19 protein-coding genes are annotated in these 20,714 nt (G+C 72.3%); 4 read left to right on the plus strand and 15 right to left on the minus strand.

The genetic code is table 11. The features are described from left to right. A complete protein-coding gene (locus C1N91_RS10600) occupies positions 1-870 on the minus strand; it encodes a biotin--[acetyl-CoA-carboxylase] ligase (RefSeq protein WP_137767687.1) in 870 nt (289 codons plus the stop codon). Positions 871-944: 74 nt separating this feature from the next. On the opposite strand from C1N91_RS10600, the gene C1N91_RS10605 reads away from it, so the two are divergent. Continuing rightward, on the plus strand, positions 945-2,540 hold the full coding sequence (locus C1N91_RS10605) for an acyl-CoA carboxylase subunit beta (protein WP_058750667.1): 1,596 nt from the start codon (positions 945-947) through the stop codon (positions 2,538-2,540). After that, positions 2,540-2,845, plus strand: coding sequence for an acyl-CoA carboxylase subunit epsilon (locus C1N91_RS10610; protein WP_137767688.1), 306 nt, complete (start codon positions 2,540-2,542; stop codon positions 2,843-2,845). Before C1N91_RS10605 ends, C1N91_RS10610 begins: the two co-directional genes overlap by 1 nt. Positions 2,846-3,316: 471 nt before the next feature. Here the strand turns inward: C1N91_RS10610 and C1N91_RS10615 are convergent, their stop codons facing one another. From C1N91_RS10615 to C1N91_RS10630, 4 genes are all read right to left on the minus strand, one after another. Continuing rightward, positions 3,317-4,363, minus strand: a complete 1,047-nt coding sequence (locus C1N91_RS10615; protein WP_137767689.1) for a hypothetical protein — start codon at positions 4,361-4,363, stop codon at positions 3,317-3,319. Next, positions 4,360-5,661, minus strand: a complete 1,302-nt coding sequence (locus tag C1N91_RS10620; protein WP_137767690.1) for a sensor histidine kinase — start codon at positions 5,659-5,661, stop codon at positions 4,360-4,362. The genes C1N91_RS10615 and C1N91_RS10620 overlap by 4 nt, the downstream gene beginning before the upstream one ends. Positions 5,662-5,666: 5 nt before the next feature. Then, on the minus strand, positions 5,667-6,383 hold the full coding sequence (locus C1N91_RS10625) for a response regulator transcription factor (RefSeq protein ID WP_058728855.1): 717 nt from the start codon (positions 6,381-6,383) through the stop codon (positions 5,667-5,669). A gap of 125 nt (positions 6,384-6,508) precedes the next feature. Continuing rightward, on the minus strand, positions 6,509-7,768 hold the full coding sequence (locus C1N91_RS10630; RefSeq protein WP_137767691.1) for a class I SAM-dependent RNA methyltransferase: 1,260 nt from the start codon (positions 7,766-7,768) through the stop codon (positions 6,509-6,511). Between the two features lie 14 nt (positions 7,769-7,782). Here C1N91_RS10630 and C1N91_RS10635 point away from each other — a divergent pair, with 14 nt between their 5' ends. Both C1N91_RS10635 and C1N91_RS10640 read left to right on the plus strand, forming a co-directional pair. Beyond that, positions 7,783-8,592 carry a Maf family protein gene (locus C1N91_RS10635; RefSeq protein ID WP_137767692.1) on the plus strand — a complete coding sequence of 270 codons (810 nt, stop codon included), beginning with the start codon at positions 7,783-7,785 and terminating at the stop codon, positions 8,590-8,592. Positions 8,593-8,671: 79 nt separating this feature from the next. After that, on the plus strand, positions 8,672-10,450 hold the full coding sequence (locus tag C1N91_RS10640; protein WP_137767693.1) for an acetyl/propionyl/methylcrotonyl-CoA carboxylase subunit alpha: 1,779 nt from the start codon (positions 8,672-8,674) through the stop codon (positions 10,448-10,450). 94 nt (positions 10,451-10,544) lie between these two features. Here C1N91_RS10640 and C1N91_RS10645 read toward each other — a convergent pair whose 3' ends face one another. The 10 genes from C1N91_RS10645 to C1N91_RS10690 form a co-directional block, all read right to left on the minus strand. After that, the gene (locus tag C1N91_RS10645) at positions 10,545-11,312 is read right to left on the minus strand and encodes a hypothetical protein (RefSeq protein ID WP_137767694.1); all 768 of its coding nucleotides are present in this window, start codon (positions 11,310-11,312) and stop codon (positions 10,545-10,547) included. Positions 11,313-11,699: 387 nt separating this feature from the next. Then, positions 11,700-13,364, minus strand: a complete 1,665-nt coding sequence (locus C1N91_RS10650; protein WP_137768787.1) for a phospho-sugar mutase — start codon at positions 13,362-13,364, stop codon at positions 11,700-11,702. 92 nt (positions 13,365-13,456) lie between these two features. Beyond that, complete coding sequence (locus tag C1N91_RS10655; RefSeq protein WP_137767695.1) at positions 13,457-14,284, minus strand: purine-nucleoside phosphorylase; 828 nt, start codon at positions 14,282-14,284, stop codon at positions 13,457-13,459. Positions 14,285-14,316: 32 nt separating this feature from the next. Beyond that, positions 14,317-14,595 (minus strand): PTS sugar transporter subunit IIB, encoded by a 279-nt coding sequence (locus C1N91_RS10660; RefSeq protein ID WP_058728861.1) that lies wholly within the window; start codon positions 14,593-14,595, stop codon positions 14,317-14,319. Next, positions 14,592-15,038: a PTS sugar transporter subunit IIA gene (locus tag C1N91_RS10665; RefSeq protein WP_137767696.1), complete on the minus strand. Its 447-nt coding sequence runs from the start codon at positions 15,036-15,038 to the stop codon at positions 14,592-14,594. Before C1N91_RS10665 ends, C1N91_RS10660 begins: the two co-directional genes overlap by 4 nt. Before the next feature lie 2 nt (positions 15,039-15,040). After that, complete coding sequence (locus C1N91_RS10670; protein ID WP_137767697.1) at positions 15,041-16,153, minus strand: adenosine deaminase; 1,113 nt, start codon at positions 16,151-16,153, stop codon at positions 15,041-15,043. A 134-nt stretch (positions 16,154-16,287) separates the two neighbouring features. After that, positions 16,288-17,577: a thymidine phosphorylase gene (locus C1N91_RS10675; RefSeq protein WP_137767698.1), complete on the minus strand. Its 1,290-nt coding sequence runs from the start codon at positions 17,575-17,577 to the stop codon at positions 16,288-16,290. Position 17,578: 1 nt separating this feature from the next. After that, the gene (locus tag C1N91_RS10680) at positions 17,579-17,977 is read right to left on the minus strand and encodes a cytidine deaminase (RefSeq protein ID WP_137768788.1); all 399 of its coding nucleotides are present in this window, start codon (positions 17,975-17,977) and stop codon (positions 17,579-17,581) included. A 148-nt stretch (positions 17,978-18,125) separates the two neighbouring features. After that, positions 18,126-19,415, minus strand: coding sequence for an ABC transporter permease (locus tag C1N91_RS10685; RefSeq protein WP_137767699.1), 1,290 nt, complete (start codon positions 19,413-19,415; stop codon positions 18,126-18,128). Next, positions 19,412-20,659, minus strand: a complete 1,248-nt coding sequence (locus tag C1N91_RS10690; RefSeq protein WP_137768789.1) for an ABC transporter permease — start codon at positions 20,657-20,659, stop codon at positions 19,412-19,414. Before C1N91_RS10690 ends, C1N91_RS10685 begins: the two co-directional genes overlap by 4 nt. Between the last annotated feature and the right edge of the window lie 55 nt (positions 20,660-20,714).

Here is a 20,714-nt window from a genome sequence, read left to right on the forward strand (position 1 = left end):
TCATGCATACCGCAGGTGGGTGAGGTCCCCCACCGCGACGCCCCTGGATCGTCCGTCCCGATCCCGGATCGTGATCCGACCGTCGTCGTCGATGCCCGTGGCATCGACCTCGTCGACGCTGCCGTCGGGCTGTTCCAGGCGGACGCGGCGACCGATCGTGCCGCAGGCCGCGCGGACGTCGGACCGGACCCCGTCGGCACCGGGACCACCGGCGACCAGCGCGCCCACCGCCTCCAGGACGGCCGTGGCCCAGACCGACAGCACCGCGTCGGCGAGCGCCATGGCGTCGTCGCGTGCGCCGGCGACCGCGAGCGACGTGGACGTCGGCGTGGGCAGCGCGTCGACCGGGATGGTCAGGTTGACGCCGGCGCCGACGACGACGCTGCCGTCGTCGGCGACCTGGCAGAGGATGCCGCAGACCTTGCGTCCGTCGACGAGCACGTCGTTCGGCCACTTCACCAGGACGCGCGGCTCCGTCGCGGGCGTGCGGTCGGCCGCGGCGTCGTCGTCGTCCGGACGGGAGGCCCGCCCCGGCTCGTCGACGTCGGGCACCACCGTGGACACCGCGTCGCGCATCGCGGTGCCGGCCACCAGCGGCAGCCACCCGCGGTCGCGGTCGTCCAGGTCGGCGCGGACGAGCAGGCTCACCGCGAGCGTCTGCCCGGCCGGGGCGCTCCAGGACCGGTCGAGACGCCCGCGCCCGGCCGTCTGGTCGAGCGTGACCACGACGCTGCCGTGCGACCGCCCGGACGCGACGGCCAGCAGGTCTGCGTTCGTGGAGCCGGTGCGCCCGACGGCGTCGAACACCCCGCCCGCGGTCTCGACGACGGCACGGGCACGCGGCAGGACCGGCGGGACGGGTGTGGACATGCACGCAAATCTACGGGCAGGAACCGTGGGGGTCCTCCAACCGGCCCCGTCCCGCCCGCCGGTATGGTGAGCGGGTGACCACAGGAGACACCCCCGACCTCTCGACCACGGCCGGTCGCCTCGCGGACCTGCGCGACCGCTACCACGAGGCCGTGACCGCCGCGGGCGAGGCCGCCATCGCGAAGCAGCACGCGAAGGGCAAGGGCACCGCCCGCGAGCGCATCGAGCAGCTCCTCGACGAGAACTCCTTCGTCGAGTTCGACGAGTTCGTGCGCCACCGCACCACGTCGTTCGGCATGGACGCCAAGCGGCCCTACGGCGACGCGGTCGTGACCGGCGTCGGCACGATCCACGGCCGCAACGTCGCGGTCTACGCGCAGGACTTCACCGTCTTCGGCGGATCGCTCGGCGAGGTCGCCGGCGAGAAGATCGTCAAGGTGATGCAGCACGCGCTGAAGACCGGTGTGCCGATCATCGGCATCCTCGACTCCGGCGGTGCCCGCATCCAGGAGGGCGTCGTCGCCCTGGGCAAGTACGGCGAGATCTTCCGCCTCAACACCCAGGCGTCCGGGGTCATCCCGCAGATCTCGATCGTGATGGGCCCGGCGGCCGGCGGTGCGGTGTACTCCCCCGCCCTCACCGACTTCGTGATCATGGTGGACAAGACGAGCCACATGTTCGTCACCGGCCCGGACGTCATCAAGACCGTCACCGGCGAGGACGTCGGCTTCGAGGAGCTCGGCGGCGCGCAGACCCACAACGCCGTCTCCGGTGTCGCGCACTACCTGGCCGAGGACGAGTCCGACGCCCTCGACTACGCGCGGTCGCTCGTCGGGTTCCTGCCGGACAACAACCTGTCCGACCCGCCGGCGTACGACGTCGCCCCGGAGCTCGAGACGACCGACGCCGACCACGAGCTCGACGTCGTCATCCCCGACTCGACGAACCAGCCCTACGACGTCACGACGATCGTCGAGCACATCGTCGACGACGGCGAGTTCCTCGAGGTCCAGCCGCTCTTCGCCCCGAACATCATGGTCGGCTTCGGCCGCGTCGAGGGCCGCACGGTCGGCATCATCGCGAACCAGCCGCAGGCGATGGCCGGCACGCTGAACATCGACGCCGGCGAGAAGGCCGCCCGCTTCGTCCGGTTCTGCGACGCGTTCGGCATCCCGATCCTGACGCTCGTCGACGTCCCGGGCTACCTGCCGGGCACCGACCAGGAGTGGACCGGTGTGATCCGCCGTGGCGCGAAGCTGCTGTACGCGTACGCCGAGGCCACCGTGCCGCTCGTCACCGTCATCACGCGGAAGGCGTACGGCGGTGCCTACATCGTCATGGGGTCGAAGCAGCTCGGCGCCGACATCAACCTGGCGTGGCCGACCGCCGAGATCGCGGTGATGGGCGGTCAGGGCGCCGTGAACATCCTGTACCGCGCCGAGATCAAGCGTGCGGAGGAGGCGGGCGAGGACGTCGCCGCGGTCCGCACCCGGCTCGCGAACGAGTACACCTACAACGTGGCGTCGCCGTACCTGGCGGCCGAGCGCGGCGAGCTCGACGGCATCATCCAGCCGCACGCGACCCGCGTCTCGGTCATCAAGGCGCTGCGGGCGCTCCGGGGGAAGCGCGCGTCGCTGCCGCCGAAGAAGCACGGGAACATCCCGCTCTGATGGGCAGGCACGCAGCACACGTCCCCGCGGACGCTGACGCCGCCGTCGCCGACGGGGCGGACGCTCCCGCGCACAGCGGGGCCGCCGACCCCGTCGACGCGGACGTCCGCGTCGTCGCCGGCGACCCGTCACCGGAGGAGCTCGCCGCCGTGGTCGCCGTCCTCCAGCGGCAGGCTGACGAGGCAGCCGCACTCGGCCGGGCCGAGGTCACCGAGTCACCGCGCTCGGGCTGGGACGCGTCCGCTCGGGGCCTCCGCCGCCCGCTCGAGCACGGTCGCGGAGCCTGGAGCCGGTCCCTGCGCTGACCTCCCGCCGGTGTGCAGGGAACCGCACGTCGCACCACGGACCCCCGACGTTCACCGTCGGGGGTCTTGTGCGTCCGGGGGTACCGGAGGCACGATGTACTCCTGTCGCACGACGCAACGCGGGGCCTGGCCAGCGGTTGCACGGTGCACTTCCCGGTCGGTCTCCCCTCGATCGGGGGACAACGCCCCCGCTGCGGCACCGGATGTGCGCTATTTGTCCCCCATAATGACGACTGACAGAGCCTCGCACCGGGGGCATCATTGTTCGTGTTCGGTGTCCTTCCCAGAAGAACATCGTTGGTCGGTGGCCGACTAGGGTACGACGCCTCCGACCAGCTGCGAGCCAGGGCGACATTCGGGTTGTCGCTCAGGCTCGGGTCGTGAACGGGCCGGTCCCTCGGACCGGCCCGTTCCCCGTTTCCCGGGGGTCCTGCTCCCGGGCAGTGCCGACCGCTCGGGCCCGCTGCGTCCTCACACCGCCGCGCGGCGCGGGATCTCGGTCCAGAGCACGACGGAGTCGTCCTCGTCATCGTCGTCGTCGAGACCGGCGCCGAGCGCCGCGGACTCGCTCGCGGCGGTGTCGAGTCGCAGCCCGACGATGGTGACCGCGGCGTCCGAGCCCTCGCCCACGGTGCGGACGATGACGTTGTCGGCGCCCCGGGCACGACGCAGGGCGTCCGCGATCTCGGCGTGCACGCGGCGGAGGTCGTCCACCTCGAGGTCGTCGAGCCCGCCGTCGTCGTGCAGCTGCACCGTGGCGCCGCGACGACGCAGGCGCATCACCTCGTCTCGGACGTCATCGGACAGCAGCGAGCGCCCGCGGATCTCGTCGCGGATGGCCTGTTCGAGGTGCAGGCACTCCGCCCGCTCGTCCTCGGTCAGGTCCCCGCCCTGCTCGATGACCCGCTCGAGCATCGGCAGCGCCATCCTCGTCGTCTGGCTCAGCCGGAACTGCCGCTCGAACACGTGCGCGTCCTGCGCCGCCTGCCAGTCCGCCGTCTCCTGCTCGGCGCGCAGGAACTCCTGCGTGGTCCAGGTCGCCCGGTCCATCGCCACGGCGAACCCGGTGGCGACCGCCACCCAGGTCAGGTTGCCGACCAGGCCCAGGTCTCCGAAGGCTCCGGGGCCCGCCCAGACCAGGACGAAGAGGGTGACGAACACGACCCCGACCCAGGCGAAGGCCCGACGGCCCCGCACGACGAGCACGACCATGAGCGTCCCGACGGCGGCCACCCACCAGGTGGTCGAGTCGTTCTTGTCCGCCAGGTCGACCACGGGTGCGGCGATGACCGGCATGACCAGGGCGGTGGCGAGCGAGAAGCACGCGGCCCAGACAGGGAGGGTGCGGCCGGGCAGGAAGATCGCGACGCCGCTCGCTGCCGCGTAGAGCGCCATGCACGCGAGCACCGGACCGATGTCGCTGACCACCCCGAACGATGCCACGCCGAGCACCAGGTGGAAGACGGAGAACAGCGCGGCGAGCCCGATGGCGATGCCGGCCGGCAGTGAGACCCTCACGGCTGCACCCCAGGGTGCCACTCGAGCCGGACCCGGGTCCCCGCGCCCGGGTTGCTCGCGACCACGGCGGTGCCACCGACGGCCTGGACCCGCTCGATGATCGACCGACGGACGCCGAGGCGAGCGGCCGGGACCGCGCCGAGGTCGAACCCCGCCCCGTCGTCACCGACCTCCACGTGCACCGAGGCGCCCCGCTGCTCGACCCGGACCCACCGTTCGACCTCGGGCCCACCGGCGTGCTGCACGCTGTTCACCGACGCCTGCAGTGCCGCCGAGGCCAGCGCGTCGGCCACCGTCGCGGGGACCCGCATGCCGCCGATCGGCGCGTCGCGGAGGTGCACCGGAGCCGCCAGGGCGCCCACCGCCGCGGTGATCCGCCCGCGGAGTTCGTGCACCGTCACCGGCGGGGCCTCGCCCGGCAGGTCCGCGGCGGCGGCGGCCAGGTGGTCGATCGCGTTGCGCGCCATCCGGGCCGCGAGCGCCTCCGCCTCGGGGGTGTCGGCCCGGGCGGCTGAGAGCAGGGTGGTCAGCACGCTGTCGTGGACGATCGCATCGACCTGCACGCGCTCGACCTCGGTGGCGTGCTCGCGGATCGCGGACGAGTAGCGACGGACCGCCGTGGCCTGCGCGGCGTCCACGGCGGCGGCTGCGCGGCGGAGGAGCACCGCGATCACGAGCACCCCACCGCTGAGGATCGCCGTGTACACCCCCTGCAGGAACGCACCCTGCCCGGCCTCACCGCCGACCGGGCTGAGGCGCACGACGACGTAGACGGCCGGGACGAGTGCGGTGTACACGGTCGCCCGCCACGGCGCGAAGCCCATCGCCGCCGCGGTCGACGCCACGGTGCAGAACCACCACGGCCACGGGTACTGGTCGTCGGGGATCGGCCTGGTGACGATGAGCGGCCAGGTCACGAGCACGACGAGGAAGAGCAGCGCGCAGACGATCTGCGCGACCTGGGCCAGGCGCTGGACGAACGCCGACACCCCCACGTGCACCAGCGCGGCGCCGAACGCGATCGCCGTCACGGGCCCCCACACCGGGTCGAGGTACGGCAGCTGTCGGAGCACCAGCGGAGCGTAGACGGCGCCGTACCCGACCGCGGCGAGCGCGATGAGGATCGCGAAGAGCCGCTCGACCGACGCCTGCGAGATGCTCGGTCGCACGCCGCGCAGGGGGTCCGCCCCGAACGGCGCCGGGTCGACCGCTGCCGAGCCGTCCGTCGACGCACCCGCGACACCGGTCGCCCGTGGCTTCGCGTCCGACGGGCGTGCCGGTCCGGCCGTGGTGGCCATCGGGGTCAGCGACCGTCGGTGTCGGGGTCGATGCCCGAGTCGAGCCCGGGCAGGATGCCGTCCTCCACCGCACGGCGCAGCAGGTCGACCTTGGTCGGAGCCGGCCGGCCGACCTCGACGTACTTCACGCGGATGCGGTCGAGGTACTCCCGCGCGGTGGAGTACCCGATGCCGAGTTGCTGGGCCGCGAGCTTGAGCGGCAGGCCCGATGCGTACAGGTGCAGGATCTCGCGCTCGCGACGGCCGAGCTGCGCCTTCGCGAAGTCCCGGTCGGCGTCGATCGCGCTCGCCCACTCGAGGTTGTTGAGCACATCGCCGCGGGCGACGGTCGCGACGGCCGCCATCACGGTCTTCGTCGCGGACGACTTCGGGATCACCCCGGCCGCCCCTGCTGCGAGTGCCTCGCGCACGCTCGCGACGCGGTCGGCGATCGAGTGGACGAGCACCGCGGAACCGGTGCCCTGCACACCCTTCACGTTCGCGGTGACCGTCGAGCCGTCGCCGAGCGACAGGTCGAGCACGACGACGTCGACCTCGCGTCCCCCGAGCTGCGCGACGTACTCGGGGACGCTCGCGGCGGTGAGCACCACCTCGAACCCCTCGTTCTGGCACGCCGCCTGGATCCCGAGCCGCACGGACTCGTGGTCGTCGACGATCGCGACGCGGACGGGCCTGGTGGCGAGTCCGGTCGCTCCGCTGCTGGTGTTCGTGTCTGCTGCCACGGTGGCCTCTCGTTCCGATGCGCTCCAGACCCCTGTCGCCGGGAGCGATCACCGACCAAGGATACCCAGGTCGGACCCAGACTCGGAGTTCTGGGACACAGCGTCACACAGTGGGCGTGCGCGGGTCAGGCGATCGGCACCAGGCGTGCGACCGCCTCGAGGTGGTGGGTGTGCGGGAACAGGTCGAACGCCCGCAGCGCCTCGAGCCGGTACCCGAGGTCCGCGAACGTCGCGACGTCCCGCGCCAGGGCGACGGGATCGCAGGCGACGTAGACGACCTGGGCGGGCTGCAGCGCGGCGATCTGCACGACGACCTCGCGGCCGGCACCCGAGCGCGGCGGGTCGAGCACGACGGTGCCGGCGCGGAAGCGCTGCAGCTCGGGCCGGGACGCGTCCGCGGCGGTCCGCGCGAGCCAGCGGTCCACCCGGCCGGTCTCGGCACGGGCGCCGATCCACTCCGCCAGGTTCTCCTGCGCGTGCTCGGTGGCTCGCGGTGCGCTCTCGACGCTCGTGATCCGGGCCTTCGGGCCGACGACGTCGCCGAGCGCCGCAGCGAGCAGTCCGACGCCGCCGTACAGGTCGAGGTGCTGCCCCTCCGGGTCGAGCCGGTCGCGGTCGACCAGCTCCTGCACCGCCGCGGTCAGCACGGCAGGGGCCTGGCGGTGCACCTGCCAGAAGCCGTTGTCGTCGACGGTGAACGAGCGCTCCCCAACGACCTCGGTCACGACCGTGGGCTTCTGCTCGTCGATGACGAGCCGAGCACCCTCGGCACCGCTCGGCGCGAGGACGTCGACGACCGAGGCGCCCGGCATCGCACCGCGACCGAGCGGAGCGCCCTCCTGCACCCGCGCGGAGGCGAGCGGGAGCGACGTCACCGGAACCACCGTGTGGGAACGGGCGGCGAACGGGCCGGCCGTGCCGTCCCCGTCGACGTGCAGCCGGACGCGCGTGCGCCAGCCGAGGCCGTTCGCCTCGTCGTCGCCGGGGGCGGCCTCGACCACGACGTCGTGTCCGAGCACCTCGGTCAGGTCGGTGCGGGCGAAGCGCGAGAACGCGTCGACCAGCACGTCGTGCTTCAGCGTGCGCTGGTGCGGCAGTGCGATGTGCCCGAACTCCGCTCCGCCGGCCCGGAGCGCAGGGTCGCGGTCGAGGGCGGCCTCGGGCCAGACGTGGTCGACGCGGTGCTCGCTCGGGGTCAGGACGGACACCGTGTCGGCGCGCCAGAACGACTTCTTGCGGTCCTCGGTCACACGCGCCACGACGCGCTCACCCGGCACCGCGTCCGAGACGAAGACCACGCGCCCCTCGTGCCGTGCCACCGAGATGCCGCCGTGGGCGATCCCGGTGACGTCGAGTTCGAGCAGCGTTCCGACGGATTCACCCATGGTTCGATGTTCCCATGCGTCTGTACCTCGCGAGTACGTCCCCCGCCCGCCGTGCCCTCCTGGCGCAGACCGGCATCGAGCCGGTGCTCGTCGCACCGGGGGTGGACGAGGACGCCGCGGTCGACGCCGCACGCGCCGAGCTCGGCCGGGAGCTCACGGGTCCGGAGCTCGTCGGGCTCCTCGCGGTCGCCAAGGCGGACGCGGTCGCCGACACCCGGATCGCCGGGTCCGCCGTCGACGGCTTCGTGTTCGGCGGCGACTCCGCGTTCGAGGTCGACGGGGTGCTGCACGGCAAGCCGCACGACCCCGAGGTGGCGAAGGAGCGGTGGCGGCAGATGCTCGCCGCGGGCGGCGGCACCCTGTGGAGCGGCCACTGCGTCGTGGACCGGCGGCTGGACCGTGGGGTCGACACCGCTGCCGACGCGGCCACCGACCGGACGGGAGGCGCGGGACGGGCGGGCACCGTGCCTCCCGTCCGACGGGTGGACGCGTCGGGCGGCGGGCCGCTCGGCATCGCCGGCCACCTGGGCGACGTCGCGCCCGGCGGGTCCACGCTGGTCGCCGCCGGCGACCACGTCGTCGCGGTGGACAGCGCGGTGCTGACCTTCGCCGAGGACGTGTCCCTCGACGAGATCGACGCGTACGTGGCGACGGGCGAGCCGCTCGAGGTCGCGGGTGCCTTCACGATCGACGGACGGGCCGCCGCCTACATCACCCGCATCGACGGGGCACCGTCCGCCGTGGTCGGGTTGTCGCTGCCGGTGCTGCGGTCGATGCTCCTCCGCGGCTTCGGTGTCGCCTGGCACGATCTGTGGGCTCTGTAGACATCCACACTGCTCGGCACTGTTTCTTTGTACGTGCCGGTCAAATCCGGCCGCCGCTGCACGAATACGCTGACGTACCATGCCCCGTATCAGCAAGGTCCTCATCGCGAACCGCGGCGAGATCGCCGTCCGCATCATCCGCGCGGCTCGCGACGCTGGCAAGGCCTCGGTCGCGGTGTACGCCGACCAGGACCGCGACGCCCTCCACGCCCGTCTCGCCGACGAGGCCTACGCGCTGAACGGCACCACGAGCGCCGACACGTACCTCGTGATCGACAAGATCATCTCGGTGGCCCGTCGCTCCGGCGCGGACGCCGTGCACCCGGGCTACGGGTTCCTCGCCGAGAACGCCGACTTCGCCCGGGCCGTCATCGACGCGGGGCTCACCTGGATCGGCCCCTCGCCGGAGTCGATCGAGCGGCTCGGTGACAAGGTCTCCGCTCGTCACGTGGCCGAGAAGGTCGGCGCGCCGCTCGCGCCGGGCACCATCGAGCCGGTCGCGGACGCCGCCGAGGTCATCGCGTTCGCGGACGAGGTCGGGCTGCCGGTCGCCATCAAGGCTGCCTTCGGCGGCGGTGGCCGTGGTCTGAAGGTCGCACGGACGCGCGACGAGGTCGCCGCGCAGTTCGAGTCGGCGACCCGCGAGGCCATCGCGGCCTTCGGGCGGGGCGAGTGCTTCGTGGAGAAGTACCTCGACAAGCCGCGACACGTCGAGACGCAGTGCCTGGCCGACGAGCACGGCAACGTGGTCATCGTCTCGACCCGCGACTGCTCGCTGCAGCGCCGCCACCAGAAGCTGGTGGAGGAGGCGCCCGCGCCGTACCTGACGGCGTCGCAGACCGAGCGGCTGTACGAGTCGTCGAAGGCGATCCTGCGCGAGGTCGGGTACGTCGGTGCCGGCACGTGCGAATTCCTCATCGGCGCCGACGGCACGGTGTCGTTCCTCGAGGTGAACACCCGACTGCAGGTCGAGCACTGCGTCTCGGAAGAGGTCACGGGCATCGACCTCGTGCGCGAGCAGTTCCGCATCGCCGAGGGCGGCACGCTCGACTACGACGACCCCGCCCCGCGCGGCCACTCCTTCGAGTTCCGCATCAACGGCGAGGACCCCGGTCGCAACTTCTTCCCGGCGCCCGGCCCCGTGCACGCGTTCAACGCGCCGTCCGGCCCCGGTGTCCGCGTCGACTCCGGTGTGGTCTCGGGCGACGTCGTCTCCGGCTCCTTCGACTCGATGCTCGCGAAGCTGATCGTCACGGGTGCCACGCGCGAGGAGGCGCTCGAGCGGTCGCGTCGGGCCCTCGCGGAGTTCGAGGTCACCGGTCTGCCGACCGTGCTGCCGTTCCACCGTGCGGTCGTGTCCGACCCCGCGTTCGCGACGGACGACGAGACGCCGTTCTCGGTGTACACGCAGTGGATCGAGACCGACTTCCAGAACGACATCCCGGCGTGGAGCGGCTCCCCCGAGGAGCTCCCCGCCCCGGCCGCACGCGAGAGCGTCGTGGTCGAGGTCCAGGGCAAGCGCATCGAGGTCACCATGCCCTCGATCGTCGGCGGTGGCGCTGCCGGTGCCGCCGGTCGTCGTCCGGCCGGCCCCTCCGCTCCCCCGAAGCGCCGCTCGTCCGGCGTGAAGGGCGGGCTCGCCTCCTCGGGCTCGGTGACGTCGCCGATGCAGGCCACCGTGGTCAAGCTCGCCGTCGCCGAGGGCGACACCGTGGTGAAGGGCGATCTGCTCGTCGTCCTCGAGGCCATGAAGATGGAGCAGCCCGTGCAGGCCCCGCGCGACGGTGTCGTGACCGGCCTGAACGCCCCCGTCGGCCAGACGATCTCGTCCGGCCACGTGCTGCTCGAGCTCGCGTAGCGCGCGTTCTTCCCCTCGGAATCAGGTTCCGGACACAGCACCGCGGAGTTCCGCGGTGCTGTGTCCGTTCCAGAGTGTGCGGAGCGCTCGGGGTTCACCACGACGGCGTCCGGTCGACCCCTCGAGGCACCGGCAGCCCGGCTCGGGCCAGGATCTGCGGGGCGCGCCCACCGGGCATGACGTCGCGCCAGGTCGCCCGCGCGACGCGCTCGACCTCGGGGAAGAACCGGACAGCATCCTCGCGGAGCTTCTCATCGACGATGACCTGGTCCGCCGACCGTCCACCGCGGAGTGCACGGTCCCGGTACTTCGCCAGGCCGTCGAACTCGACCACCACGCCCTGCTCCGGGAACCAGAAGTCGACTCGGGCGACGACGTGACCGCCGAGGCTGAACTCGTGTTGGAGGACCGGTGTGGGAAGACCGAGGTCGTGGACGACGAGATTGGTCAGGCTCTCCCCCGGTGACTCCGTGCGCGCGTCGGCGATGCCGATCAGCCGGCTCGCGCGGGCCTTGCCTCGACGGACGGGGCGACGGTCGAGCGCAGCGACCAGTACCTGTCGTTCCACTCCTTGCCGGAGCACAGCGTCGAGTACGACGATCGCGTGACCGCGATCGCACCGCAGCGCGATGTCCACCGCGGTCTCGACGAGATCGGTCGTCCGGACACCGTCGATGTCGACGGCGCCCACTGTGCGGCCCAGAGCGGGGACCTTGTCGCTGAACCGGAGCCGTTGTGACCGGTCCCGTGTCGGATCGGTGAGCAGCACACGCTCGGGCAACGGTCCGAACCACGGCAGTCCGTGCATCACGACCGCCGACTGGTGCGAGACGATCAGGCCCGGCCGGGATCGCGCCGTCACGGCATCGATCCGAGCCCGGTGCCGTGTGGCTTCCGACGCGGCTTCGAACGCCTCTGCTGACGTGGTGATGCCGTAGCCGACGCGGACGTGTTCACCCGTTCGGAGTCGTCTGCGGCGTGCCCGTGCTGCGGCGTCGTCGGCGGGTGTACGTGTCAGTGTGAGGCGTTCCATCGTCGCATCGTGCCCAGGGCCCGCGGTCGTTCCAGCGGTCGAGCTCGCGACCGGTGGATCGATGCGCTCGGAGCGTCCCTGTGCAGGACCATCTGAGCTGTTGATGTGGGCGTCGACCGAGTACCGAAGACCGCGGAACGGACACAGCACCGCGAAGAAGCGCGGTGCTGTGTCCGGAACCAGGTTCCGTGCCGCCGGACGGCAGGCCGCCGCGCGCTACGACACGCGCGGGCGCACGTCGGCGGCGAGGGCGTCGACGAGTGCCTGGGCCTCGGCAGGGGTGCCGGCCACCGTGTCGATGTACACCTTGACCTTCGGCTCGGTGCCGCTCGGGCGGACGATGACCCGCGCGCCGCCCTCGAGGTCGTAGCGCAGGATGTCCGACGGCGGGAAGCCCGCGACGCCGTCCGAGTAGTCGGTCACGCCCGTGACGGCGAGGCCCCCGAGCGACGAGGGCGCCGACGACCGCAGGGCCGCCATGATCTCCCCGATGCGCGACAGGTCGTCCACGCGGGTCGACACCTGACCGGAGGCGAACGCCCCGAACTCGGCGGCGAACGCGTCGAGCTGGTCGGCGATCGTCCGCCCGTCCGCTGCCAGGGACACGGCGAGGTCGAGCAGCGCCAGGGCTGCCGAGATGCCGTCCTTGTCACGGACCACCGTGGGGTCGACGAGGTAGCCGAGCGCCTCCTCGTAGCCGAACACGAGACCGGGCACGCGTGACACCCACTTGAAGCCGGTCAGGGTGTCGCGGTACTCGAGCCCGTACCGCTCGGCCACGCGGGACAGCGCCGGCGAGGACACGATGGATGCGGCGAGCGTGCCCGACGCCTCCGGTGACCCGGCGGCGAACGCCTCGGCCGCACGCCAGCCGAGCAGCCACCCGACCTCGTTGCCGGACAGGCGACGGAAGGAGCCGGCACCGTCCGGGATCGCGAGTGCGAGCCGGTCGGCATCGGGGTCGTTCGCGATGACGAGGTCGGCGCCGACCGCGACCCCACGCGCGATCGACAGGTCCATCGCACCCGGTTCCTCCGGGTTCGGGAACGACACGGTCGGGAAGGCCCCGTCCGGCTCGATCTGCTCGGGCACCACGGCGGGCTCCGCGAAGCCCGCGGCGGCGAACACCGCGCGTGCCGTCTCCCACCCGACGCCGTGCATCGCCGTGTAGACCACCGTCGGCTGCGCGTCGACCGGGAGGCGCGGGGCCGGCACCGTCGCGGCCGTCGCGTCCACGTACGCCTGCACCAGGGCGTCACCCGCCACCGTGTAGTCCGTCGCGCGGACGAGGTCGCGGACGTCGCCCGCGGCGACCGCGTCGATCGCCGAGGCGATCTCGCCGTCGACCGGTGGGACGATCTGGGAGCCGTCGTCCTCACCCCCGAGGTAGACCTTGTAGCCGTTGTCCCGCGGCGGGTTGTGGCTGGCGGTCACCATCACGCCCGCGCCGACACCGAGGTGGCGGACGGCGAACGCGAGCACCGGGGTGGGCAGCGCCGACGGCAGCAGCGTGACGTCGAGCCCGAGGCCCCGCATCACCTCGGCCGAGTCCCGCGCGAAGACGTCCGAGTTGACCCGGCCGTCGTAGCCGATGACGACGCTGCGGTCGCGCCCGGTGTCGATCAGGAAGCGTGCGAGACCGGCGGCGGCCTGCGTCACGACGACGCGGTTCATGCGCTGCGGCCCGGCGCCGAGCTCGGCGCGGAGCCCCGCGGTGCCGAAGGCCAGCCGCCCGGAGAAGCGCTCGCGCAGCGACGCGGCCGCGGTCTCGTCCACGGGGTCGCCCGCGGCGGCGGCGACGAGCGCGTCGAGCTCGGCGCGGGTCTCGTCGTCCGGGTCCTGCTCCGACCAGGACCTGGCGGCGGCGAGCACTGCCTCCAGGCCGTCAGCAGCGGCGCCGTCCGTCGCGGGCTCGATCCCCTCGCCGAGGTCGCCGTCCGCGATCGCGCCGTCCGAGGCGCCCTCGTGCCGGGTCACAGCGCCGCCACCACGCGGGCGAGGAGGTCGGCGATGACCGGCTCGGCCTCGCGCCCGGCCTCGAGGACCTCGGCGTGCGAGAGCGGGGTCTTCTGGATGCCCGCGGCGAGGTTCGTGATGAGGGAGAAGCCGAGGACCTCCATGCCGGCCTGCCGGGCGGCGATCGCCTCGAGCGCGGTCGACATGCCGACGATGTGCCCGCCGATGGTCTTCGCCATCTGGACCTCGGCCGGGGTCTCGTAGTGCGGGCCGCGGAACTGCGTGTAGACGCCCTCGTCGAGGGTCGGGTCGATCGACTTCGCGACCGCGCGCAGACGCGACGAGTACAGGTCGGTCAGGTCGACGAACGTGGCGCCCTCGAGTGGGCTGTCCGCCGTCAGGTTGATGTGGTCGCTGATGAGGACCGGGGTGCCCGGCTTCCAGTGCTCCTTGATGCCGCCGGCACCGTTCGTGAGCACCATGACCGATGCGCCCGTGGTGGCCGCGGTGCGGACGCTGTGCACCACGCGACGGACGCCGTGGTTCTCGTAGTAGTGGGTCCGCGCGCCGATGACGAGCGCGTGCCGGCCGTCCTGCAGGCGGATCGAGCGGACGGTGCCGGAGTGCCCGGGCACCGCCGAGGCGCTGAAGCCGGGGACCTCGGCCGCGGGGATCTCGGACACCGTCTCGCCGATGATGTCGGCGGCCTTGCCCCAGCCGGACCCCAGGGTCAGGGCGATGTCGTGCCGTTCGATGCCGGACCGGTCGGCGATGACGGCGGCGGCGTCGCGGGCGACCTCGAACGGGTCGGCGGCGGGGTCGTTCAGCGGGTTCTCCGTGCTCATGCCCCAACTCTAGAGGCAGCGTCGGGAGCCGCTCAGTGCTCCCCGAGCGCCCGGTCCACCGCGGCGGTGATCTCGCCCTGGTCGAAGTGGTTCCGGATCACGATCACCTCGGCGTAGGTGTCCCCGATCGCCTCGACGAACTCCTGGCTGGTGAGGATCACGTTGGCGTCCTCGGCCACGGCGCGCACCGAGGCGACGTCCGCAGCGACGACCGACGCCGACAGCCCGAGCGCGTCGAGGGCCTTCTCGGCGTTCACCTTGAGGATGCCGCTCGACCCGATCCCCGCACCGCAGATCGTCACGATCTTCACGCCGACACCCCCATGATCGTCCGGACCTCGTCCGCCGACGTCGCCGCCGCGAGGCGAGCGGTCACGGTGTCGTCGTTGAAGGTGTTCGCGATGTCGCCGATGGACTCGAGGTGCGTGCCGACCTCGGCGACCGCGAGCCCGAGCACGACCGACACCGGGTCGTTGTGCGGGTGCCCGAACGACACCGGTTCCCGCAGGGTCACGACGGCCAACCCGTCACGCAGCACCGCGGGCCCCGGCCGGGCGTGCGCGAACGCGAGCCCGGGAGAGATGACGATGTACGGCCCGTGCTCCTCGACCAGGTCGATCATCGCGTCCGTGTACGGCGGCGTCGCGGCACCCGAGGTCACGAGCGCACCGCCGGCGAGCCGGAGCGCGTCGCGCCACGAGGACGCGCTCGCCCCGAGCACGACGGCGTCGTCCGGCAGCGGCGGGAGGGACATGGCTACGCCTCCTGGTGTCCGGCCGTGATGGTCGCGATGATCTCCTCGCGGTCCTCGAGCGGCAGGAACGAGCCGAGGGCGGCGTTGATCTGGAACGCGGCGAGGTCGTCGAGGTCGTAGCCGAAGGTGCCGGCCAGGAGCGCGAGCTCCTTCGACAGCGATGTGTTGCTCATCAGGCGGTTGTCGGTGTTCACCGTGACGCGGAACCCGAGCTGGTACAGCACGTCGAACGGGTGGTCGGCGAGGTCGTCGCCCCACGCCGCGATCGCACCGGTCTGCAGGTTCGACTGCGGCGCGACCTCGAGCGGGATCTCGCGGTCGCGGACCCACGACGCGACCTCGCCGAGCGACGCGAGCGTCGAGCCGTCACCGGCGTCGGACAGCGTGATGTCCTCGAAGATCCGGACGCCGTGCCCGAGGCGGAGGGCGCGGCCGTCGACCAGCGCCGAGCGGATCGACGCGAGCCCGTCGGCCTCACCCGCGTGGACCGTCACGGGGAACAGCTCCGACGCCAGGTACTCGAACGCCGCGCGGTGGTTCGCCGGCGGGAACCCGGCCTCGGCCCCCGCGATGTCGAAGCCGACCACGCCGCGGTCGCGGTGCCGGACGGCGAGCTCGGCGATCTCGAGGGACCGGTCGGCGTGACGCATCGCGGTGACGAGCTGGCCGATCCGGATCGAGCCGCCGGCGGCGTCGACTGCCTCCTCGATGCCGGCCTGCACCGCCTCGACGGTCTGGTCGAGCGTCAGCCCGCCCCGCAGGTGCTGCTCCGGCGCCCACCGGATCTCGCCGTAGACGACGCCGTCGGCGACGAGGTCCTCGACGAACTCCTTCGCGACGCGGTGCAGCTGCGGTGCGGTCTGCATCACCGAGGTGGTGACGTCGAAGGTCTTCAGGTACTCGACGAGCGAGCCGCTGTTCGACTGCTCGGCGAACCACGCCCCCAGGGCCTCGGAGTCCGTCACCGGCAGCTCGACGCCCGCCTGGTCCGCCAGGTCGACGATCGTCGCGGGGCGCAGACCGCCGTCGAGGTGGTCGTGCAGCGAGACCTTGGGCAGGTCGTCGATGACCGCTCCGGCGTCGGGCAGGCGGTGGGTGGGGGCGTCGGCGCTCATGCTCCCAGGCTATCGGTGGTCGCCGACGCCGCGTCCGTACCTGTGCACAACAGACGGGCGGACGGCCTGGAGGCTCCCCACAGCCGTGCGGGGAGCCTCCGGTCGTCGACGTGGCCGGGTCGCGGCCGTGGCGCTCAGCCCGTGATGCGCTCGCGCACGATCGGCCCGCGTTCGGGCGCGGTCGTCCCGATCGCCCACGCACCCTCGAGCGACTCCAGCGCGCGGTCGAATCGCGCCGGCTCGTCGGTGTGCAGCGTCCAGAGCGGCTGCCCGGCGGTGACGGTGTCGCCCGGCTTGACGTGCAGCTCGATGCCGGCACCCGCCTGCACCGGGTCCTGCGCGCGGGCACGACCGGCACCGAGGCGCCACGCGGCGATGCCGAACGGCAGGGCGTCCTGCTGCACGAGCACGCCGGACTCCGTCGCGGTGACGACGTGCTGCTCGCGGGCGACCGGCAGGTCGGCCGACGGGTCGCCGCCCTGGGCCGCGATCATCCGGCGCCAGGTGTCCATCGCCCGGCCGTCGGCCAGCGCTGCCGCGGGGTCGGCGTCCGGCAGCCCGGCGAGCCGCAGCATCTCCTCGGCCAGCGAGACGGTCAGCGCCACCACGTCGGACGGCCCGCCACCGGCGAGGACCTCGACCGACTCGCGGACCTCGAGCGCGTTGCCGATCGTCAGTCCGAGCGGGACCTCCATGTCGGTGAGCAGCGCCGAGGTCGCGACCCCGGCGTCGTTCCCGAGGTCGACCATCGTCTGCGCGAGCTCCTTCGACGCCTCGTACGTCGGCATGAAGGCACCGGAGCCGAACTTGACGTCGAGCACGAGCGCCCCCGTGCCCTCGGCGATCTTCTTCGACATGATGCTCGACGCGATGAGCGGGATGCACTCGACGGTGCCCGTGATGTCGCGGAGCGCGTAGAGCTTCTTGTCGGCCGGGGCGAGCCCGGAGCCGGCGGCGCAGATGACCGCACCCACCTCCGACAGCACCTGCATCATGCGGTCGTTCGAGATCGACGCCTGCCACCCCGCGATGGACTCGAGCTTGTCGAGCGTGCCGCCGGTGTGACCGAGCCCGCGCCCGGACAGCTGCGGGACCGCCACGCCGAAGGACGCCACGAGCGGCGCGAGCGGCAGCGTGATCTTGTCCCCGACGCCACCCGTCGAGTGCTTGTCCACCGTGGTCTTGCCGAGCGAGCCGAACGACATCCGCTCCCCCGACGCGATCATCGCGAGGGTCAGGTCCTTGATCTCCCGGCGCTCCATGCCGTTCAGGAAGATCGCCATCGCCAGGGCCGCCATCTGCGGGTCCTCGACGTAGCCGCGCGTGTAGGCGTCGACGAGCCAGTCGATCTCGGGGGTGCTCAGCGCATCGCCGGACCGCTTGGTGCGGATGAGGTCGACGGTGTCGAAGGGCTCGACGGCCATGTCAGTGCTCTTCCTGGTAGGTGGCGAGGGTGCGGGGCCCGAACGCGTCGGGCAGCACCTGGTCGATCGTGCGGATGCCCGAGACCGTCTCGAGGAGCATGCCCTCGGTGGAGTGCTCGAACAGCAGCTGTCGGCACCGACCGCACGGCATGAGCGTCGCGCCGTCGCCGTCCACGCACGTGAACGCGACGAGCTTGCCGCCGCCGGTCATGTGCAGCTGCGACACGAGCGAGCACTCGGCGCACAGGGTCACCCCGTACGACGCGTTCTCGACGTTGCAGCCCGAGACGATCCGTCCGTCGTCGGTGAGCGCCGCGGCACCCACCGGGAACGACGAGTACGGCGCGTAGGCGCGCCGCATCGCGGCGGTCGCCGCCTCGCGCAGGGCGCTCCAGTCCACGTCGACGCTCGCGTCGACGTCGGACCCGGTGTCGGCCTGGAGGCTCGTGGCCGGGTCCGTCCAGGGCGGCTCGCCGGTCACGGGGTCGATGGCGACCGTGTGGTCACCTGTGGGGTTCGTGTCGGTCATGTGCCGTGCCTCCCGTCCGTCAGCTCTTGATGTACGGTCTGCCGGCCGCGGCGGGCCCGCGCACCTGCCCGACCAGCCCGGCCACCGCGAAGATGGTGACGACGTACGGCAGCATGAGCAGGAACTCACTCGGGACGGGCGAGTTGATCGACCCGAGGACGTTCTGCAGGTTCGACGCGAAGCCGAACAGCAGCGCCGCGAGCGTCGCCCGGATCGGGTCCCAGCGACCGAAGATGACGGCGGCCAGGGCGATGTAGCCCGCACCCGCGGTCATGTCCTTCGCGAAGGGGCCGACCGAGCCGAGCGTGAAGTACGCACCGCCGATCCCGGCGATCGCACCGGCGAGCGAGACGTTCCAGAACCGCGTCCGGGCGACGTTGATGCCGACGGTGTCCGCCGCCTGCGGGTGCTCGCCGACGGAACGCAGACGGAGGCCCCAGCGGGTCTTGAACAGGCAGAAGGTGACGACCGCGACCGCGACGTACGCCAGGTACACGATGACGTTCTGCTCGAAGAACACCGGGCCGATGACCGGGATCTGGTGCAGCACCGGGATCGGCAGGGTCGGGAACCGGATGCCGACGTTGAGCGTCTGCTCGGCGGGCGAGAGCACCTGCGAGTACAGGAAGCCGGTCAGGCCGGAGACGAACGCGTTGATGACGACGCCGACGATGACCTGGTCGACGAGGTACTTGATGCTGAACGCCGCGAGGACGAACGAGACGAGCACACCCGCGACGACGGCGCCGACGAGCCCGACCCACGCGGAGCCGGTCAGCGAGCCGATCATCGCCGAGGTGAACGCACCGGCGAGGAACTGGCCCTCGATGGCGATGTTCACGACGCCGACGCGCTCGGAGATGACGCCGCCGAGGGCACCGAACACGAGCGGGACGCTCAGGCCGAGCGCACCGACCAGGAGCCCGGGGACGGGGATCGTCGCACCCGCCGCCGCCCAGGCGAGGAAGCCGATGACGAACAGCACCGCGAAGACCGAGGTCAGCCAGAGCGGCACCGGGCGGGAGCGCAACACCTGGAGCGCGGCGAAGACCGTGGCCAGGGCGAGCAGGACGATGACGACGACACCGGTGGCCGTCGCCGGCAGCGGGACGTCCGGCAGCGCGACGAAGTCACCGGCGTTCGCCAGGCGGAACGTGGCGTCGCCGCTGCGGTGCAGGACCCCGAAGAACACGATCGCCAGGACGGTGAACACCGCGAACGCGATCGGGGCCTTCCAGCTCCGGGTGGTCTCGACGGCGCGGTCGGTCGCGGGGAGTGCGGGGACCGCGGTGGGGCTCGTGGTGCTCACGCGGCGACCGCCTTCTTGATCTGCTTGGTGCGGGTACGGCGGCGGGCGCCCGGCTGCGGGATCCGGAAGATCGCGCGGACGAGCGGCGGGGCCGCGATGAAGAGGACGATGAGCGCCTGGATGACGCCCACGATGTCGATCGGGATGCCGTTCGCGGCCTGCATGGCGTAGCCCCCGTTCTTCAGCACGCCGAACAGGATGGCGGCCCAGAACACGCCCCACGGCTTCGAGCGCCCGAGGAGGGCGACCGTGATGGCGTCGAAGCCGATACCGGCGTCGATGTTGGACGTGAAGCCGCTCGTCACGGCGCCCTGCACCTGGTACGCGCCGGCGATGCCGACGAGCGCTCCCGAGATGAGCATGACCCAGATGGTGAGCGAGGGCACGCTCATGCCGGCGACCCGGGCCGCGCGGGGGTTCTCACCGATGGTGCGGAAGCGGAAGCCGAGCGACGACTTGTTGAGCAGCCACCAGACGACCACGACCGCGATGAGCGCGACCACGAAGCCGAGGTCGACGCCGTACCGCGGGCCGAACAGCTGCGGGAGCACCGCGCTGTCCTTCATCGCGGGCGAGATCGGGTTCGGGCTGCCGGACGCCTGCAGGAGGCCCGGCGTGCGGAGCATGTAGCTGAGCAGGTAGAGCCCGACGTAGTTGAGCATGATCGTCAGGACGACCTCGTTGGCGCCGGTCCGCGCCTTGAGCAGACCGACGATGCCGCCCCAGACCGCACCGCCGACGATGCCGGCGACGATCGTCAGGGGGATGTGCACGACGGCAGGCAGGTCGAAGGAGAACCCGACCCACCCGGCCGCCGCGGCGCCCATCAGGATCTGGCCCTGGCCACCGATGTTGAAGAGGCCGGCGCGGAACGACACGGCGATGCCGAGACCGGCGGCGACGAGCGGCACGGCGTAGTCGAGCGACCGGGTGATCGGCACGATCGCCTGGGCGAAGGAGCTCGCGCCGAAGTTGACCACCGAGCCCTGGAACAGCGACGCGTAAGCACCGCCGACCGAGGACCCGATCGCCTGGAACGTGTCCGCCGGACGCGCGAAGAAGTAGCCGGCTGCCGTGCGGACGCCCTCGTCGGTCGCCGCGATGAGCACACCGCACGCCACCAGGGCCAGCACGACGGCGAGCACGGTGACGAGCACCGACCCGTTCACGATGCTCTGCAGTGCGGTGCTCCAGCGGTCCCCGCCGCCGGCCCGGCGCTCGGAGTCGGTGGCCGAGTCCGTCATGAGGTGCGGCGTCGGAGCCTCCTCCTGCAGGCGGTCGTCGGACGCCGTCGCGGTC

It is taken from the genome of Curtobacterium sp. SGAir0471, from assembly GCF_005490985.1.
Taxonomy (GTDB): Bacteria; Actinomycetota; Actinomycetes; order Actinomycetales; family Microbacteriaceae; genus Curtobacterium.

Coding starts and splice junctions, on each gene's coding strand:
- C1N91_RS10600 (WP_137767687.1), bottom strand. CDS start 870: ATGTCCACACCCGTCCCGCCGGTCCTGCCGCGTGCCCGTGCCGTCGTC.
- C1N91_RS10610 (WP_137767688.1), top strand. CDS start 2,540: ATGGGCAGGCACGCAGCACACGTCCCCGCGGACGCTGACGCCGCCGTC.
- C1N91_RS10620 (WP_137767690.1), bottom strand. CDS start 5,661: ATGGCCACCACGGCCGGACCGGCACGCCCGTCGGACGCGAAGCCACGG.
- C1N91_RS10630 (WP_137767691.1), bottom strand. CDS start 7,768: ATGGGTGAATCCGTCGGAACGCTGCTCGAACTCGACGTCACCGGGATC.
- C1N91_RS10635 (WP_137767692.1), top strand. CDS start 7,783: ATGCGTCTGTACCTCGCGAGTACGTCCCCCGCCCGCCGTGCCCTCCTG.
- C1N91_RS10640 (WP_137767693.1), top strand. CDS start 8,672: ATGCCCCGTATCAGCAAGGTCCTCATCGCGAACCGCGGCGAGATCGCC.
- C1N91_RS10655 (WP_137767695.1), bottom strand. CDS start 14,284: ATGAGCACGGAGAACCCGCTGAACGACCCCGCCGCCGACCCGTTCGAG.
- C1N91_RS10665 (WP_137767696.1), bottom strand. CDS start 15,038: ATGTCCCTCCCGCCGCTGCCGGACGACGCCGTCGTGCTCGGGGCGAGC.
- C1N91_RS10670 (WP_137767697.1), bottom strand. CDS start 16,153: ATGAGCGCCGACGCCCCCACCCACCGCCTGCCCGACGCCGGAGCGGTC.
- C1N91_RS10675 (WP_137767698.1), bottom strand. CDS start 17,577: ATGGCCGTCGAGCCCTTCGACACCGTCGACCTCATCCGCACCAAGCGG.
- C1N91_RS10690 (WP_137768789.1), bottom strand. CDS start 20,659: ATGACGGACTCGGCCACCGACTCCGAGCGCCGGGCCGGCGGCGGGGAC.